General features: G+C 61.2%; 16 protein-coding genes, 1 tRNA gene and 1 pseudogene. 9 read left to right on the top strand and 9 right to left on the bottom strand.

The genetic code is table 11. The features are described from left to right. Nucleotides 1–24: 24 nt before the first annotated feature. From AC245Y_RS03940 to AC245Y_RS03930, 3 genes are all read right to left on the bottom strand, one after another. Nucleotides 25–303, bottom strand: a complete 279-nt coding sequence (locus AC245Y_RS03940) for a hypothetical protein (RefSeq protein ID WP_017993247.1) — start codon at nt 301–303, stop codon at nt 25–27. Between the two features lie 245 nt (nt 304–548). Next, nucleotides 549–767 (bottom strand): hypothetical protein, encoded by a 219-nt coding sequence (locus AC245Y_RS03935; protein ID WP_017993245.1) that lies wholly within the window; start codon nt 765–767, stop codon nt 549–551. After that, the gene (locus AC245Y_RS03930; RefSeq protein ID WP_017993244.1) at nt 764–955 is read right to left on the bottom strand and encodes a hypothetical protein; all 192 of its coding nucleotides are present in this window, start codon (nt 953–955) and stop codon (nt 764–766) included. Before AC245Y_RS03930 ends, AC245Y_RS03935 begins: the two co-directional genes overlap by 4 nt. A gap of 142 nt (nt 956–1,097) precedes the next feature. Between AC245Y_RS03930 and AC245Y_RS03925 the strand changes: the two genes are divergently transcribed. The 4 genes from AC245Y_RS03925 to AC245Y_RS03910 all read left to right on the top strand — a co-directional run bounded on the left by AC245Y_RS03925 (nt 1,098) and on the right by AC245Y_RS03910 (nt 3,355). Next, on the top strand, nt 1,098–1,745 hold the full coding sequence (locus tag AC245Y_RS03925) for a S24 family peptidase (RefSeq protein ID WP_017993243.1): 648 nt from the start codon (nt 1,098–1,100) through the stop codon (nt 1,743–1,745). A gap of 874 nt (nt 1,746–2,619) precedes the next feature. Further along, a complete protein-coding gene (locus AC245Y_RS03920; protein WP_017990593.1) occupies nt 2,620–2,883 on the top strand; it encodes a hypothetical protein in 264 nt (87 codons plus the stop codon). A gap of 11 nt (nt 2,884–2,894) precedes the next feature. Then, nucleotides 2,895–3,134 (top strand): hypothetical protein, encoded by a 240-nt coding sequence (locus tag AC245Y_RS03915; protein WP_017993241.1) that lies wholly within the window; start codon nt 2,895–2,897, stop codon nt 3,132–3,134. Next, nucleotides 3,131–3,355: a hypothetical protein gene (locus AC245Y_RS03910; protein ID WP_017993240.1), complete on the top strand. Its 225-nt coding sequence runs from the start codon at nt 3,131–3,133 to the stop codon at nt 3,353–3,355. The genes AC245Y_RS03915 and AC245Y_RS03910 overlap by 4 nt, the downstream gene beginning before the upstream one ends. A gap of 25 nt (nt 3,356–3,380) precedes the next feature. Here the strand turns inward: AC245Y_RS03910 and AC245Y_RS03905 are convergent, their stop codons facing one another. After that, nucleotides 3,381–3,620, bottom strand: coding sequence for a DUF982 domain-containing protein (locus AC245Y_RS03905; RefSeq protein ID WP_012756410.1), 240 nt, complete (start codon nt 3,618–3,620; stop codon nt 3,381–3,383). A gap of 183 nt (nt 3,621–3,803) precedes the next feature. Here AC245Y_RS03905 and AC245Y_RS03900 point away from each other — a divergent pair, with 183 nt between their 5' ends. The 3 genes and pseudogenes from AC245Y_RS03900 to AC245Y_RS03890 all read left to right on the top strand — a co-directional run bounded on the left by AC245Y_RS03900 (nt 3,804) and on the right by AC245Y_RS03890 (nt 6,806). Then, a complete protein-coding gene (locus tag AC245Y_RS03900; protein ID WP_020486928.1) occupies nt 3,804–3,992 on the top strand; it encodes a hypothetical protein in 189 nt (62 codons plus the stop codon). Nucleotides 3,993–4,001: 9 nt separating this feature from the next. After that, nucleotides 4,002–5,021 (top strand): helix-turn-helix transcriptional regulator, encoded by a 1,020-nt coding sequence (locus AC245Y_RS03895; RefSeq protein ID WP_017993238.1) that lies wholly within the window; start codon nt 4,002–4,004, stop codon nt 5,019–5,021. 200 nt (nt 5,022–5,221) lie between these two features. Next, nucleotides 5,222–6,806 (top strand): annotated as a pseudogene (locus AC245Y_RS03890) (hypothetical protein). Nucleotides 6,807–6,887: 81 nt separating this feature from the next. Here AC245Y_RS03890 and AC245Y_RS03885 read toward each other — a convergent pair. The 3 genes from AC245Y_RS03885 to AC245Y_RS03875 form a co-directional block, all read right to left on the bottom strand. Next, nucleotides 6,888–7,136, bottom strand: coding sequence for a hypothetical protein (locus AC245Y_RS03885; protein WP_017993236.1), 249 nt, complete (start codon nt 7,134–7,136; stop codon nt 6,888–6,890). Between the two features lie 237 nt (nt 7,137–7,373). Then, nucleotides 7,374–8,093 (bottom strand): Crp/Fnr family transcriptional regulator, encoded by a 720-nt coding sequence (locus AC245Y_RS03880; RefSeq protein ID WP_017993235.1) that lies wholly within the window; start codon nt 8,091–8,093, stop codon nt 7,374–7,376. Nucleotides 8,094–8,386: 293 nt separating this feature from the next. Then, nucleotides 8,387–8,551 (bottom strand): hypothetical protein, encoded by a 165-nt coding sequence (locus tag AC245Y_RS03875; RefSeq protein ID WP_003554706.1) that lies wholly within the window; start codon nt 8,549–8,551, stop codon nt 8,387–8,389. A 474-nt stretch (nt 8,552–9,025) separates the two neighbouring features. Here AC245Y_RS03875 and AC245Y_RS03870 point away from each other — a divergent pair, with 474 nt between their 5' ends. Continuing rightward, on the top strand, nt 9,026–10,171 hold the full coding sequence (locus tag AC245Y_RS03870; RefSeq protein ID WP_245274038.1) for a nucleotidyltransferase family protein: 1,146 nt from the start codon (nt 9,026–9,028) through the stop codon (nt 10,169–10,171). 78 nt (nt 10,172–10,249) lie between these two features. Here AC245Y_RS03870 and AC245Y_RS03865 read toward each other — a convergent pair. Continuing rightward, nucleotides 10,250–10,326: transfer RNA gene (locus AC245Y_RS03865), tRNA-Pro, on the bottom strand. A 261-nt stretch (nt 10,327–10,587) separates the two neighbouring features. Here AC245Y_RS03865 and AC245Y_RS03860 point away from each other — a divergent pair. After that, entirely contained in the window at nt 10,588–10,995 is a 408-nt protein-coding gene (locus AC245Y_RS03860; protein ID WP_024323212.1) for a hypothetical protein, read from the top strand. Between the two features lie 251 nt (nt 10,996–11,246). Here the strand turns inward: AC245Y_RS03860 and AC245Y_RS03855 are convergent, their stop codons facing one another. Continuing rightward, entirely contained in the window at nt 11,247–14,642 is a 3,396-nt protein-coding gene (locus AC245Y_RS03855; RefSeq protein ID WP_017993232.1) for an acyl-[ACP]--phospholipid O-acyltransferase, read from the bottom strand. Nucleotides 14,643–14,729: the final 87 nt, after the last annotated feature.

Below are 14,729 nucleotides of genomic sequence, written 5' to 3'. Positions count from 1 at the left end.
CCTTTCCCGATTGAGATGGCCTCTTCAAATCCGCAGCCGCCGTCGCCCGCCGGCAAAATTGACCGGGGCACCGGGCCTGGCGGTGCGGCGGGGAAACCGCCTGATCTCTGAGCCGGCATGATCCTCGTGGGCGGTGTCGCCCTTTTCCGCGCTTCGAAGCCGGTGGATCTCGGTTTCCACCGACGGCACCGACCTCCCGAGGAGGGCCGCGATCTCGATGTAGTCCCGGCCGCTGCGGAAGAGCTCGAGCGCGTTCATGTGCGTGCTTTGCTGCGCTGGCGTGGCCTCGGCCTGGATGCTCATCGCTTGATCCTTCTTTCCGATTTCAAGCGCGGCTCGCCGTTCCCGCCGGAGCGGGTGCTGCCAACGTCTTTGATTTTTCACGGATGACGACCGGAGCCCCGGCTCTGGGAGCAAAGGCTCCGGTCGTCTGCCAGGCCGCCGCCTGGGTCGGGCACGACATTGTCGCGCCCGGTGGGCACGGCATTGCCGCGCCCGAGATGCTGGCGTCGCCGAGGGAGGGCGACGACGCCAGCCACCGATAGCCGTCAGGGAGGGGCTGGGCTATCGGGGTTGGTGATCGGCAGAGCGCCGGGCGGGATCATCGTCTCGCTGATCTCTTCCGGGCGCGTCGGCCGATCGCAATTTTCGCAGTGGCGCTCGATCACCTCGGCGATCGACAGCGCCTTGCCGCAGTTCGGGCAGCCGGTGTAGCGGGCGCCGCGGCGCTGGAACTCGCCGGCGGGTGTTGCGGTGGCGATGGTCATAGCGATTCCACCTCCCGGTTGGCGTTCAGCACCTGCTGCAAGGCCTTGGCGAGGAAGGGAATATCCTCGTTGCGAACTGATATCGCAGACATCCGCCCTCCCCTTGGCCCTTGCGGCCGGTGAATGACGACGCCGGTCGGCATGACGTCCATGGCGAGCCGCTCTTCCGAGGAAATGGTGAACCTCATGGTGCCGTCTCCTCCAGTCCGAAAGGCTGGCCGTTGTTGATGATGTCGGTGCTTGCCATGTCGATTAGGGTACAATTAATACCCGATATGTCAAGCGCATTAGGGCATGACATGTACCTTAATTTAGGGTATTTTTTATATCATGTTGAAAGATCAGGAACAATTTGAACGCGAAGAACGCGCAAAGCGCCTCGTCATGGCCAGGAAGAATGCTGGCTTTGCCGGGCCGAAGGCGATCGTCGATCGGTTCGGCTGGAATGCCAATGTCTACAAGGCGCATGAGTCCGGCCGCAACGGCTTCGGCATTGCCGATGCGAAGAAGTATGCCCGCGCTTTCAAGGTCAATCTCAACTGGCTGCAGTTCGGCACCGGCAACGCGCTCGATCCGGATGAGCTGCCGGTCTCCGTCGCCGATGTGCCGAAGATCTCCTGGGTCAGCGCCGGCCAGTTGAGCGAGCAGGCGCCGATCACCGATTTTTCGGAATTCCCGACGGTCGCCGCCCTAGACCTGCCCGATGGCGAATGGATCGCGCTTGAGGTCGAAGGCAATTCGATGAACAAGATCTCGCCACCCGGCTCGATCATTTTCGTCAATCTGCGCGACAAGCGCCTGGCGCCGAACGCACTCTATGTCGTTGCCGACGAGACGGGCGCTGCAACCTACAAGCGCTATCGCCCGAACGACGACCCGCCCTTCCAGCCCGCTTCCTACGAGGACGTGCCGCCGCCGGAATTCCAGGGCGCTGTCACCATCGTCGGCCGCGTCCGCCGATCGATCATCGAGATGTAGGAATGAAAGCGCAAGGCTCGGAAGCAACGCCGCGAATCAATCATACTTCAACAGGGAAAACAGGATGATACGCCCTTCCTCACGCGCCGGCCGAATCTGGTTCTATATCGTCTCACTAGCGGTATTGCTCCTGGCGTACAGCGCCGCGCGCGAGATGTACGGCCTGTAGGATTTCGCTCCGAAGCTCGCCGGCCTCCAGCTGGGATCACGAGGAATATCGGGACGATTCGTCCTCTGAAGCCACAAATTGCAGAAGCTCCGGATGCCGTTGGCGCACTACTCTCGACACCGCCACCAGGATGGAACGGATCGCCGCGGGGAACATGTCTTTCGGCAGATTCTCCTCTCATGACCTTAAAATTCGGTGATGGCATCCGACCTGCTTCGATCACCTCGCCGGTGATTTCGATTTCGTTGCGCATGGCCGGCCTCTTTTTTCTAGTAGCTTCATACTCCAACTTCAGTTCTCACTCCTCTCTCTTCAGCTTAGGAGGAGAAGGTTCCTGAAGGCTGGTGAGGGAGGGTTCCGACCAAAGCTTCCCCCTACCCCATGAGCAAAGCCCATGAAGCCGGGAGAGCATTGGCCAAGTCCTGAAGGCCGGAGCCGGGATGGGACACGTGCCAGAGGGGCCATTCGCTTCACCCTCGTCCTGATTTTCTGACAGCGCACTTAAGGACTTTCGCTTCCCGCGCCGCTGGGCTTCGTCAGCTCGGGAGTTGCACCCGGTCGCCCAATCACTGGCGACAGACATAGACCTACGATTCGTACCTCGTCAATCACTGAGGTATTTTTTATACCTTTTACGGTTGACGCAATAGGGTATGATATATACCTTTCTCTCGCAGGCCGATCAGAGGCGCGAGAGGACAGGCGATGCAGCACATCCGCAATATCGAGACCGAGGAGAGCAGGCGGGATGCCCGCTGGAATGCGGCGCGCACGATGGGCGACTGCCGCGCCTATATGGCCAATGAGGCCCAGCGCATGGGCGCCCTCGGCTTTGCCTTTCTGCGCCGTCCCGAACATTCGATCCGCGGCCCGTCCTGGCTGCGGGGTGCTGCGGCCAGCGTCGAGGAGCATTACCGCTATGCCCGCGAGATCATGGGCATCACCGATACCGATCAGCTTTACGCCTGAGGAGAACGGAGATGTCTGCCGCCAGTCCCGCACCAGAGCCATCGACCGAGAGCCCTTCCCTTCCTGCCGCCCGACGGGCCGGGGCAGTCGAAAAGACCCGCGCCAGGGCCCGCTTCACGGCCGGGGCACCCGATCTCCTGACGGCGCTGGTGGAGGCCGAACGCTTTTTCGATGGCAGCGACGATCACGGCTGCCCGCTTCACCGGAAGATCCTCGCCGCCATCGACACGGTGAAAGGCAGCCCATCATGAGCGATTGCCTGATCAAGGCCTTTTCCGGCTGCGCCTGCCCGCCCGGTGAATGCGCGAAAAAGCCGGTCGTCCCGGCACCGGTCACCTTCGTCTCGTGGCGGACCCAGGCCATCGCCTGCCTCACCTTCGGCTTCCTCGCGGCGATCGTCTCGGCCGCCTGGATGGAGACGCAGTTCAAAACCCGGGATCTGCGATACCAGGAGCATGTGTCATGGAAGTGAGCCAAGGCTTTGCCAACGCCACGGATCAGGAGCTGAACTTGATGTCGCTGGCCTTGGCCGCCGTGATGAATGCCCGCCGCACCTGCTCCGGCCCGGCGGCATCATTGAACACATCAAGCACAAGCCGCTCGGCCACCTTGGCCGCCGGCGTCTGCTCGGGCCAGTCGTTCAGCAAAGTGTTGCCGGCCTGAACGACATTATAGACCGTCCTGACCTTGCCATTGATGGTGATCTTCACCGGCTTGAACCTTCGTCGCCTGCTCATGATGCATCCCCCTCACGCTGGAAATACGCGACTCAACGAATCACCGCGGGACTCGTTCCGGTTGAGATGATTCTTTGTTCGCCAGCCGGGCGCCGAGCCCGATGTCCTCCGCCTGCATGACAGAGCGGGGCTCGGATGCGTGCGAGAATGCGGCAGATGAAGCCCGAACCGGGAGGCAACACAATGGACCTTCAGAGTCTCGTCGCCGCGCATATGCCAAACCGCCGCCGCCCGACGCCGATGGGCGCCGCGGCCGAGGACCGATACTACCGAAATCAGATCACCCTGCCGCGCCTGAAGCTTCGGCTAATCGGGCTGACTGCCGCGACCGCCGGCCTGACGCTGTTTCTGGCCGGCGTCATCCACACATGAGGTGCCGCCATGCTCCGACAGACCGATCATGCTATGCTGCGATCCGTTGTGGGGGACCGCGCGATGGACGACAGCGAGGCTGACCGGGCGGCGATCATGGCAGTGATCCGCGCCGAAACCGAGGCCTGGCTGCAGCGCGACTTCGAGGCGCTGGCGAGCCACTGGGTGCAGTCGCCGCAGACCCGGCGGATGGAATATTTCGCCTCACTCGGCGTCCGGGTGGACGAAGGCTGGGATCCGATCGCCGCGCGGATCAAGAAGATTGTCGAGCGATTCCCGGAGAAACACGTCTTTTCGGAGCGTGTCCGCTGGGAAAAGGTCAACATCGTCGTCGACGGCAACATGGCCTGGATGACCTTCGATCAGATCAGCAGCGACACCGGCGAAGATCGCAAGCGCCAGCTCCGGATCCTCCACCGGATCGACGGCGCCTGGAAGATCGGCTGCATGGTGATGATGGAGAGCAGCGTCGAGGAGGCGAGCTGCCCGCTGATCGAGGTCGACACGGATGCAAGGATCCTCTGGACGAACCGGCTGGCGCGGGAGCGGATGCCTGGCCATCCCGGGCTCGTCGCCGCTGCCGGCCGCCTGCGTGCCCGGCAGCGCGAACGCGACCCTGCGCTGCGCGAGGCGGTGCGCCTGGCGTTCCGCGAGCTGCAGAGCCAGAGGCCGCTGAACATCGCGCCGAAGCAGGCCTGGGCGGTGGCGCTCGGCGAGGACGCGGCGGGGATTCCGCTCCACTGCTGGGTTCTGCTCGAGGACGGCAAGACGCTGGTCTCCTTCGACGACGCCGAGACGCTGGTGCGCCGGATCGCCAGTGCGCGGGAGGTCTTCGGCCTCTCGCCGGCGCAGACCCGGCTTGCTCGCCTGATCATCAATGGCCACGACCTCGCCGCCGCCGCCGATCTGCTCGGGGTCAGTGTCAACACGTTGCGCACCCAGCTACAGCGCATTTTCGACAAAACCGGCGTCCGCAGCCAGGCGGCATTGGTGCGGGCGCTGTTGAGCGCCGGGGCTCCGAGCCAATAGGCTCGACCGCCGGCGTCTCGCCGGGCCAATCCCGCCGCACCTGCTCGGGCTCGGCGGCATCGTTGAAGACAGCAGCTCGGCAGCTTTGACCGCGGCCCCCGCTCATGGCACAGCACCTCACGCACCGATCTGAACCTGATCTAAACCCGACCTTCCAAAGAGATCGTGATATGGTTGGCGTCCAATTTGGAGGGGGGGCTATGCTGAAAAATCCCATCGTTGGACTGGCGGTTGGCGCGCTTATGGTTTTTGTGCCCCACGCAGCAGCGACTGCCGATCCGCTCCCCAAAGGTTTTGAGCGCCACAAGTTCAACGGATCGGTCAGACCGGAGGTCAAGGACGGCGTGACCCGGTTTGAGATATTCGACCGTCAGTGTTCCCATGTCTACTATGGAGATGGACGCGGCGAAAATGATTGTCGCAATGGCAACGTCCGCTCGACAATTCGCTATACGCGAGACATGAAGGCTGGCGAAAGCGTCGATACAAGTTTGATTTCCGGCTCGATCCGACTTTTGCCTACAAGGGCTGGCACAACAACTCCGCAAATGGCTTTTATCCCGATGGCTGGGACAGCCATTTGCCCTCGCGTCCTGGGAAGGACCGGCAATCCACAATTTCATCTACATGCTGAAAGCCGACACGCGCAACGGCGTGAACTTTCTCGCCCGCCAGTGCCAAAAACCGGAAGATTTCGGCAAATGGGCGACATTCTCGTTGAAAATCCGATGGGCAAACGATGAGAGCGGATGGGTTACGGCAAGCTGCGACAACAAGGTGATCTACGCCGCCGAAGGCGAAGCAACCAACCAGGCTCCGCATTGCTGGGAATCGAACGAGTGCGAGCCACAATCAAACCGCGACCCAAAATCATTCAACTTCATTCTCGGCCCGGTGATGATGGGTTGGGGCAATGAATGGAAGACCTATGACCATCATACGTCCCAGTTTGACGTGGTGCAGCCGGATGGTATCGGCATCGATGTCCGCAATGTCAGTGTGACCCGCGCTGTCAGCGACTATTCCGCCAAACAAGCAGTTTTGCTCAAGAGGTTGCAGCAGCAACTGGCTCATTTGGGCTGCAAGCCAGGGAATGTCGAGGGCAAGCCTGACAAGGCAACACGGCAAGCCGCGCTCTCCTGCCGCAAGTTCGAGAGCGGTTCGCTTCCCGAGGCGCTCAACCTGACGACACTGCAAGCCTTCGCTGACGCCTATGCCAAGCCGGAGACGGCAAGTCTGCCGTCAGGCAAGGCCGCGGCTGGCACCAAAAACGCTTCGTCAAAACCGAGGACCTATATCAAGCTGGGCGAAATGCTCGCCCTGACGACAGGCAAAGACACCAAGGTGAATTCCGACTTCTTTGGCAAGATCAAAGGCGCCAAGAAGGGGCAGAACGAGCTGGACTTCATCATCCTGGGTCAGTTCGACTACACCGACAAGACTTTCAGCCAGCTGTCATTTCTTCTGCAAGACAAGCTCTCCAAGGTCGAAGTGAATGCGGCGGCCAAGTGCGGCTATGGGACGATCAGATTTCCAGACGGCACAGATCATGTGGAGATCGGCATGCAGCGTTCAGGAAACACGTTCTCGTCACCGCCAAGAACTGACTGTCTGATTCAAGCGCTCGGCAAACGACCGGCATCGCAGGTTCCCTACCTCACCAAGGGGTTTGCCGATCTGGCTAAGTCAATGGTTTCCGACGGCAGTTGGAAGAAACTGAGGCATGACGGTTTGAAGATATTTGTCAAACGTGTTGCGGATGGTGAAATCACAGTCGGCGGCTGAGTCGCAGCATTGCGCCGCAGGTTCCATCGGCCGCGAGCGCCTTTTCGCGCTCTAGGGTCAAGCCGGGAGAAGACCGATTCACTAGTGATGAGACGTGGACGTCGGCGCGTTGACATCAAGTGAGTGAAGGCAATCAAACTTCGTGATCAGCAGCGTGACCAGTTCCTCGCGCGTCCTGTGTCCTTGATTATAGAAGTCGAACGCCGCGCTGCAAAGCAGCTGTGTCGATTGTTCCGTTGGCGTGGCGCGATTATGCCGGTACCAAGTCCGAACAGCATCCGAAAGCATGCTCACGTCTGCTAGCTGGAGTGAGGGATCGAAGTCCGTCATATCTTCCTCATTGAGCGTCGCAACAGCTCACCCGGATCGCGATAAGACAACCGTAGTGCATCAAGCTCTGAAGGCCAACCATCAGTGCGGTTGCGCACAATTGCCGGCGATGACATGGCACAGTGGCGAATGCGTTATCGATGCCGTTGCCTTGAGCGCGACGGAGAGAGGCAAAATGAACAGGCGGTATCCTGCTCGTGTTGCCTTTTTCGGAAGCGGTGAAGCCAATGGGCTGATCTACCTGGCGCCGAGCGGAAGACCCAGCAACCTCTCATATTCGCGCTCCGGCACTCCATAACAGCCACCGGCGATTTCGATCAATTTTTCCCTGTCCACTATTCGCACGTTTCCGCGGGTCGATCGGATGGCGTGGACGCCCTCAAGCACGTGTAGCTCATTGGTGACGCCCGAACGCCGGACACCGAGCATCAATGCCAGAAATTCATGGGTAATGGCCAGGTCATTGCCTTCGAGGCGGTCGTGACACATCAGGATCCATCGAGCCAGCCGCTCATGCATATTGTAGCGGGCGTTGGCGAGCGCCGAATGGGCGAGCTGCAGCACGGTTGTGTGAACATAGCGAAGGAAGAAATCCTTCATCTCGGGATCATCGGCGAGCGCGCGCTGAAATGTCTCCATCGGCACCATAATCCCCGACCCCGCGACCTGCATGAACGTGCGCGTGGGGGTGGTCTCTACCGCCAGGACGACGTGCATGCCGGATGCGCCCTCGCGCCCGATGTGGCCAATTTCCACAACTTCTTCGTCGATGCTGCTGACAACCATGGATGCCAGGCCCCTTTCCAGGAAACAAACATGCGTGGTCGGCACGTCGCTGGCGACAAGAACGTGCCGCAATGGAAGGTCGATGCGCTCCATCGCTCCCGAGAGGCGTGCGAAACCGTCTACGCTCAACAATTTCAGTAGAGTGTTCTCGACGGTCGATTGGTGGGGCATAGCAGCTCCGCGTGGGGAGCTTGGATGTCAAGCCAAACGCCTGTGGGTGTGGTGAAAGCTACGGGACGCCCAAAGATTTGGCTATAGGTCCCGCGAAAGTGTGCGTTTATGACAAAACCGCACATAAGCCACTGACATTGTTGATGATCAGCGACGATAGACCGGCACCGACGTTCGGTGCCGACCAAGAGAGCTTAGCACATCTTGCCTCGGCATGCGCGCTCATTGCGAAAGGACGAGCGATTCACAATATAAATATCTGCCCCTCGTCGATCGTTGAAAAGAAGTCGCAATCAATCTCGCCAGCCAAGTCGGCGGCAATGCGCTTCGGCGATCAGGACGGCCTCCTTTCGGTCGGCATAGGGACCTGGCAGATAGACCGTGACTCCGCGGAAACTGACGATCACCGCCTTTGTCACGCTATCGAAGACGATAGCCATATCCCGCTCGTAGGCCATTTGCTTTCCTGACGGCGCTTACCCCATCGAGATGTGCTCTTTTTTCGAATGAAACAAGGTGCCGACATCAATCCCTCAGGCGCGGGGCGCTTGGTGCGGAACCGCACAGGAACTTTTCGGACTATCAATAGGTTAGGTCGCAAGGATCGCGCAGGTGCCCCCTCGTGACGGGGCCGTACGCCACCCCTTGCAGTGCGATCCGCCCGTACCCAAATTGCCCGTTTCGGCGGGGCTCCTTTTTGATCCACAGTGCGCAACGCGCGAGGACGGTCAGGACGCGGCAGGGTTTGGCGATGATGTCACACGCACGTTCTGCGCCACACGGAGCCGATGCACCGCTCCCGTTCAGCCGCGCCTCAGTTATAACTTTCCTGTAGAAAAATTATAACCAGAGGAAGGATGGGCTTTCGGCCGGTCGAGCGCGGTGTTATAATCTTTTTACAGGAAAGTTATAACAAGAGAAAATCCGTGCCCATCCGCGAGATCGATTTGATGTACCAGACCATGCTGGCGGAGCTCGGCCAGCGTTCGCTGGACGGAAGTTTTGTCGCCGAGTTCCCGCTGGAGGGTCGGTTCGTCTCCGTCCCCGTGAAGGGCAAGGAATACTGGTATTTCGATCATCCGGGCCAAGACGGAGTCAAACGGTCGTATGTCGGGCCAAAGAATGACGAGGAGCTTACGAAAAGAGTGACCGACTTCGGCGCGATCAAGGATGATCTCCGAAACCGCCGGCGAATGGTAGCCACTCTTACGAGAGAAGGCGGCATGAACGCACCGCCCAGGTTTACGGGCGACATCATCGAGGCGCTTGCCAATGCAGGGCTCTTCCGTCTGCGCGCGGTTCTCGTCGGAACCGTGGCATTCCAGACCTATTCCGGCATTCTCGGCGTTCGACTGCCGGCGTCGCTTATGCAGACGAGCGATGCCGACTTCGCCCAGTTCCATTCGATCTCGACGGCGGTCAACGACAGCATCCCTCCCATAGGCGAGGTTCTTGAAAAGCTGGACTCGACATTCCGGGAGGTCCCACATCTCAACCATCCCACGCGCTCGACCCAGTTCGTGAACGCGAAGAACTACAAGGTCGAATTCCTGACGCCGAATACGGGCAGCGACGACAATCAGCAGAAGCCCGCTGATATGCCCGCCCTTGGGGGAATTTCTGCCGAACCGCTCAGATTCCTCGATTACCTCATCTACAACCCAATCAGGACCGTGGTCCTTCACAAGAGCGGCATTACGGTCAATGTTCCCGCTGCGGAGCGCTACGCAGTTCACAAGCTGATCGTCGCCTCGCGGCGGCAGAACGACGACAATGGCGTGCTCAAGCGCGAAAAGGACGTGCAGCAGGCTTCCCATCTTTTCGAAGCGATGGGCGCGACACGCCGCCATTCCGATCTTGCGCTGGCCTATTGCGAGGCGTGGGAACGCGGTCAGTCATGGCGTGACGCAATTGCACGCGGATTGTCGTTCATGCGACCGGACCGCCGTCTACAGCTCATGTCCGTTCTCGCCGAAGGCATGGCGGAAATTGGCGAAGATCCCGCCCGTTACGGAGTTGAAACTGGCCCTGACGGAGCCGGGGGAACTTCGACACCTGCGCCAAAGTCCCGCCGTTAGGAAACTTGGTCGGTGGGGAGGAGACGAAGGCCGAGATCAGCACAAAAGAAAAAAGCCCGGGTTACCGGGCTTTTCGGCTGGTCGGAGTGGAGTGATTCGAACACTCGACCCCCACGTCCCGAACGTGGTGCGCTACCAGACTGCGCTACACTCCGTGACCAGCGGCGCTTCTATAGAACAGCCTATCTGGTTGCACAAGCACCAAATTCCAAAAAGCCGGCGGAAATTTTGACGGGGTTGTGACAGGTTTGGGCGGCTACAGCTGCAGCAAAAAGCCACACCTCTCGCAAATCGAACGGAAGTCTCAAAGGGGCAATTTTCTTTTGCCAGGTTCCGCGCTAAAGGGCAGACGGGACAGGCGAAACCGCTGCGACGGCGGCTTCGCAGCCAATGCGCTTGAGATCAGGGACGACACGATGAATTTCCGCACCATGACCGCGGCCGGGCTTGCAATTGCGCTTGCCGGATGCACGACCATTCCTTCCGCCGGCAATCCGATCGAGGCCCGCTGGGTCGGCAAATCGGCCGGCATCTTCTTTGCCGCCTACGGGCCGCCGATCAGCGACAGCGAGCAAGGCTCGACCACCGTCTATACCTGGCGCGGCGGCTACAAGACCGTGCGCATTCCGGCGAAATATGCCGAAGGCGCCGACGGCAAGCGCGGCAAGCAGATTTCCTCCGCCCGCACCGCCTATCTGCGCTGCCAGGCCGAAATCACCACCAGCTCCGATTACACCATCCGCGACATCCGCACCGTCGCCGACATCCCCGGCGTCAACGGCCCGTCCTATTGCGCAGAGTTTTTGGCGCCCGAACAGAAGTAACGGACGGTTTCCTCGGCACGGGGCCATTGTTGCTCAGTGTCGGGGCCAGCCCCTCATCCGGCTGCCGCCACCGCCGGGGTCGAGCCACGGGCCTCGCCCCGTCCTTCGGACCCCCGCCTGCGGGGCGAAGGGACCATGTCGCGACCTCTCCGTTCCCCCACCAACCTTTCGCAGGGCACGTCCCCTCGCCCCGTTTACGGGGAGAGGGTTAGGGTGAGGGGCAGCCATTAGCGCGACCGGAGGTTAGGGCTCTACGCCGCCTCCCCCGCCTGCGCCACACTCTCCGCCAGCTTGCGCGCCGCGACGAAATCCACCTTGCCGGAGCCGAGCACCGGCACCTTGCCGATGGTGACCTCGGCCGGCACCATCATGTCCATGGCGCCCTTGGATTTGGCGAAGGCGAGGAATTCGGCGCGGGTGGCGGTGGGGGCGTCGGTCAGGAGCACCAGGCGCTCGCCCTTCTTGGCGTCGGGTAGCGAGGAGACGACCGAGAGAGCGCCGGGCCAGAGCTCGGCGGCGAGCGTCTCGACGGCGGCGAGCGAGATCATTTCGCCGCCGATCTTGGCGAAGCGTTTGGCGCGGCCGCGGATCTTGACGAAGCCGTCCTCGTCGATGGTGACGATGTCGCCGGTATCGTGCCAGCCGTCGACAAGCGGCTCGAGCACGCCGGGCTTTTCGGCACGCAGGTAACCGGCCATGACATTGGCGCCGCGCACATGCAGCCGGCCGCCCTCATCGATGCCGGGCACCGGTTCGAGCTTCCATTCCATGCCCGGCAGGATTTTGCCGACGGTGCCTGACTTGTTGTACATCGGCGTGTTGATCGAAATGACCGGCGCCGTCTCGGTGACGCCGTAACCTTCCAGGATGCGCAGGCCGAATTTTTCCATATAGGTCTGGCGGGTTGCGGCCTTCACCGGCTCGGCGCCGGAGAAGATGTAGCGGATCGAGCGGAAGTCGTAGGGATGCGCCGTCCTCGAATAACCGTTGAGGAAGGTGTCGGTGCCGAAGATGATCGTGGCGTTGGAGGCATAGATCAGCTCCGGCACGATGCGGTAATGCAGCGGCGACGGATAGAAATAAACCGGCACGCCCGAAATCAGCGGCAGCACGGTGCCGGCCGTCAGCCCGAAGGAGTGGAACACGGGCAGGATGTTGAACACCTTGTCGCCGCTGTGAAAATCGATGCGGGCAGCGGCCTGGGCGGCATTCGACAGGATATTGCGGTGGGTGAGCACCACGCCCTTCGGCGTGCCCTCGGAGCCCGAGGTGAAGAGGATGACGGCCGGATCATCCGGCTGGCGCTTCACCAGCGGCCGCGCCTTGCGGAGAAGCCCAAGGATCTTGTCCTTGAATGAGATTTCGGCCCTGAGATCATCGAGCCAGACGATCGTCACCTGCTTTTCCATCTCGGCGATCACGGGCCCGAGCTTGGCCTGGGTGACGAAGGCGCGTGAGGTCAGCACATGTTTGACCTCGGCGGCCTTGCAGGCGGAGAGGATATTGGCGGCACCAGCGGTGAAGTTCAGCATTGCCGGCACCTTGCCCGCGCTCATCACGCCGAGAAGCGTGGCGGCGGCACCATTGGCATTCGGCAGCATGACGCCGAGGTTCTGTTCCGGGAACATCGTGCGGAATTTGGCGCCGAGCACGGCAGCCCCGGTCAGCAGCTTGCCATAGGTCAGCCGGCCGGTGACCGGATCTTCGACCGCAAGTTTCTTCGTGCCGAATTCATGGCCGGCCTGGATGACGCGGTCGAGCACGGTCGACGAGGTATCGGCGGTCTGGAACAGCAGGTTCGACATCACCTGATAAAGGGCTGCACCTGCCGCCGTGCGACGCTTGCGGCCTTTCAGCTCTGGCGGCACTTCGAGCTTCACCGGCTCGAGAATGGTGACCTTGACCTTGGGGAACAGCCGGCGGCGGATCTTGCCGTTGTCGAGATAGGAGAGATAGCTCTTCTCCAGCCCGTCGATCTTCACCGGCACGACCATCGAGCCGGTCTTGTCGGCGACCATGGCGGCACCATCATAGACCTTCATCAGCGTGCCGGTCACCGTCAGGCGGCCCTCGGGGAAGATGCCGATCGGGTTGCCGTCCTGCACCACCTTGATCAGCGAACGCGTCGCCATCGGCTTTGTCGGGTCGAGCGGCAGGAATTTGCACATCTTCAGGAAGGGCCGCACCCACCAGGCCTGGGCGATCTTGTAATCGACGGCAAAGGTCGGCTCTTCCTCGGTGATGGCAAGCGCCAGGGCGCCATCGAGCAGGCTGACATGGTTCAGCGCGATGATCGGCGCGCGGCCGGCCTTCTTGATATTCTCCAGCCCCTCGACCTCGAGGCGCATGAAGGCGCGGAACATGATCGAGATGAAATCGCGGAAAGGATTGGTCGGCAGCGTCTTCAGCATCAGCCAGGCGACGGCAAAATTGATGATGCCGAGGCCGATCAGAATCTGAGGAATGGAAGCGCCAAGCGCCTGGACGGCGGCAACGAGGCCGAGGCCGACGGTGATGAACAGGGCCGAGAGCACATTGGCGGCGCCGATGACGCGGGCGCGGCGGTCCTCATGCGCCCAGGTCTGCAGGGCGGCGAAAGTGGGCACGGCGATGAAGGCGCCCGCGATCGCCATGCCGGCGAGATCGATGGCGACGCGGATGGTATTCTGGCCAGCGAAGAAGGTGCCGATCGTCGTTGCGTGGCTTGTGGAAGCCAAGCCCCAGAGGTTCCAGGCGAGATCGAGGCTGAAGAGGCCGAGCAGCGCCGTGCCAACAGGGGCCGGCAGCAGCACGATGCGGCCGGAGGACATCCAGGCGGCGATGGCCGAACCGACGGCGACGGCGATGGCAAAGACGGTGAGATAAGCCGGCACGACGAGCTCGGAGCCGCCGAGCAGTTCGGTCACCATGGTCGGCAGGATGGAGAGAACGAAGGCGCCGACCAGCCAGAACCAGCAGTTCATCAGCGCCGAACGCCACAGGCGCTTATCGGCGCGGATTTCCATGACCAGGGTGTAGCTGGAGCGGATGACATTGCGGTCGATCTGAAGATCCGGCGCCTTGGAGCCGGTGGGCGGGATCATCCGGCTGGCCAGCCAGCAGAGCACCGAAAGCCCCATCATCATCGTGCCGAAGATCAGCACATTGTCGCCGCCGGAGAAGGCGAAGGCTGCAATGATCGTGCCGGCGAGGATGGCGATGAAGGTGCCGCCCTCGATCCAGGCATTGGCCTTCGGCAGATCGCGGCGTTCGAGATGATCGGGCAGGATGCCGTATTTGATCGGCCCGAACAGCGCCGAGACGACGCCGAAGCCGAACAGCGCCGCCATCAGCACGAAGATGGAAGAGAAGGCCAGACCGACCACCGCCAGGGCGGCGACCGCGATCTCGCAGCGTTTCAGCAGCTCGGCGATCTTCGCCTTGTCGTGCTTGTCGGCGAGTTCGCCGCCGAGCGCGGAGAGCAGCAGGAAGGGCACGATGAGGATGACGCCGGCGAGCGTCACCAGGGCGGCGCCTTCACTCGCCGACATCTTGAAGAGAATGAGGAACACCAGGGTGTTCTTGAGGAAATTGTCGTTGAAGGCCGTCAGGAACTGGGTCCAGAACAGCGGCGCGAATTTCCTGGAGGTCATCAGATTGTGTTGCACGGCGGGTCCCTCTTTCGACTGGCAGAGAAGGCCACAGAGTTGTTACGCAAAAGTTGAATGCAGTAACAACTCTGCGCTGTGGTTAAC

The organism is Rhizobium sp. SRDI943, from assembly GCF_057653695.1.
The sequence above is the reverse complement of the archived record's forward strand: the minus strand, read 5'-3'. Positions and strand labels throughout refer to the sequence as shown.

Excerpts from the sequence above, each read along its gene's own strand:
- AC245Y_RS03940 (WP_017993247.1), bottom strand. The coding sequence starts at position 303 with ATGAGCATCCAGGCCGAGGCCACGCCAGCGCAGCAAAGCACGCACATG.
- AC245Y_RS03935 (WP_017993245.1), bottom strand. The coding sequence starts at position 767 with ATGACCATCGCCACCGCAACACCCGCCGGCGAGTTCCAGCGCCGCGGC.
- AC245Y_RS03930 (WP_017993244.1), bottom strand. The coding sequence starts at position 955 with ATGAGGTTCACCATTTCCTCGGAAGAGCGGCTCGCCATGGACGTCATG.
- AC245Y_RS03925 (WP_017993243.1), top strand. The coding sequence starts at position 1,098 with ATGTTGAAAGATCAGGAACAATTTGAACGCGAAGAACGCGCAAAGCGC.
- AC245Y_RS03920 (WP_017990593.1), top strand. The coding sequence starts at position 2,620 with ATGCAGCACATCCGCAATATCGAGACCGAGGAGAGCAGGCGGGATGCC.
- AC245Y_RS03915 (WP_017993241.1), top strand. The coding sequence starts at position 2,895 with ATGTCTGCCGCCAGTCCCGCACCAGAGCCATCGACCGAGAGCCCTTCC.
- AC245Y_RS03910 (WP_017993240.1), top strand. The coding sequence starts at position 3,131 with ATGAGCGATTGCCTGATCAAGGCCTTTTCCGGCTGCGCCTGCCCGCCC.
- AC245Y_RS03905 (WP_012756410.1), bottom strand. The coding sequence starts at position 3,620 with ATGAGCAGGCGACGAAGGTTCAAGCCGGTGAAGATCACCATCAATGGC.
- AC245Y_RS03900 (WP_020486928.1), top strand. The coding sequence starts at position 3,804 with ATGGACCTTCAGAGTCTCGTCGCCGCGCATATGCCAAACCGCCGCCGC.
- AC245Y_RS03895 (WP_017993238.1), top strand. The coding sequence starts at position 4,002 with ATGCTCCGACAGACCGATCATGCTATGCTGCGATCCGTTGTGGGGGAC.
- AC245Y_RS03885 (WP_017993236.1), bottom strand. The coding sequence starts at position 7,136 with ATGACGGACTTCGATCCCTCACTCCAGCTAGCAGACGTGAGCATGCTT.
- AC245Y_RS03880 (WP_017993235.1), bottom strand. The coding sequence starts at position 8,093 with ATGCCCCACCAATCGACCGTCGAGAACACTCTACTGAAATTGTTGAGC.
- AC245Y_RS03875 (WP_003554706.1), bottom strand. The coding sequence starts at position 8,551 with ATGGCCTACGAGCGGGATATGGCTATCGTCTTCGATAGCGTGACAAAG.
- AC245Y_RS03860 (WP_024323212.1), top strand. The coding sequence starts at position 10,588 with ATGAATTTCCGCACCATGACCGCGGCCGGGCTTGCAATTGCGCTTGCC.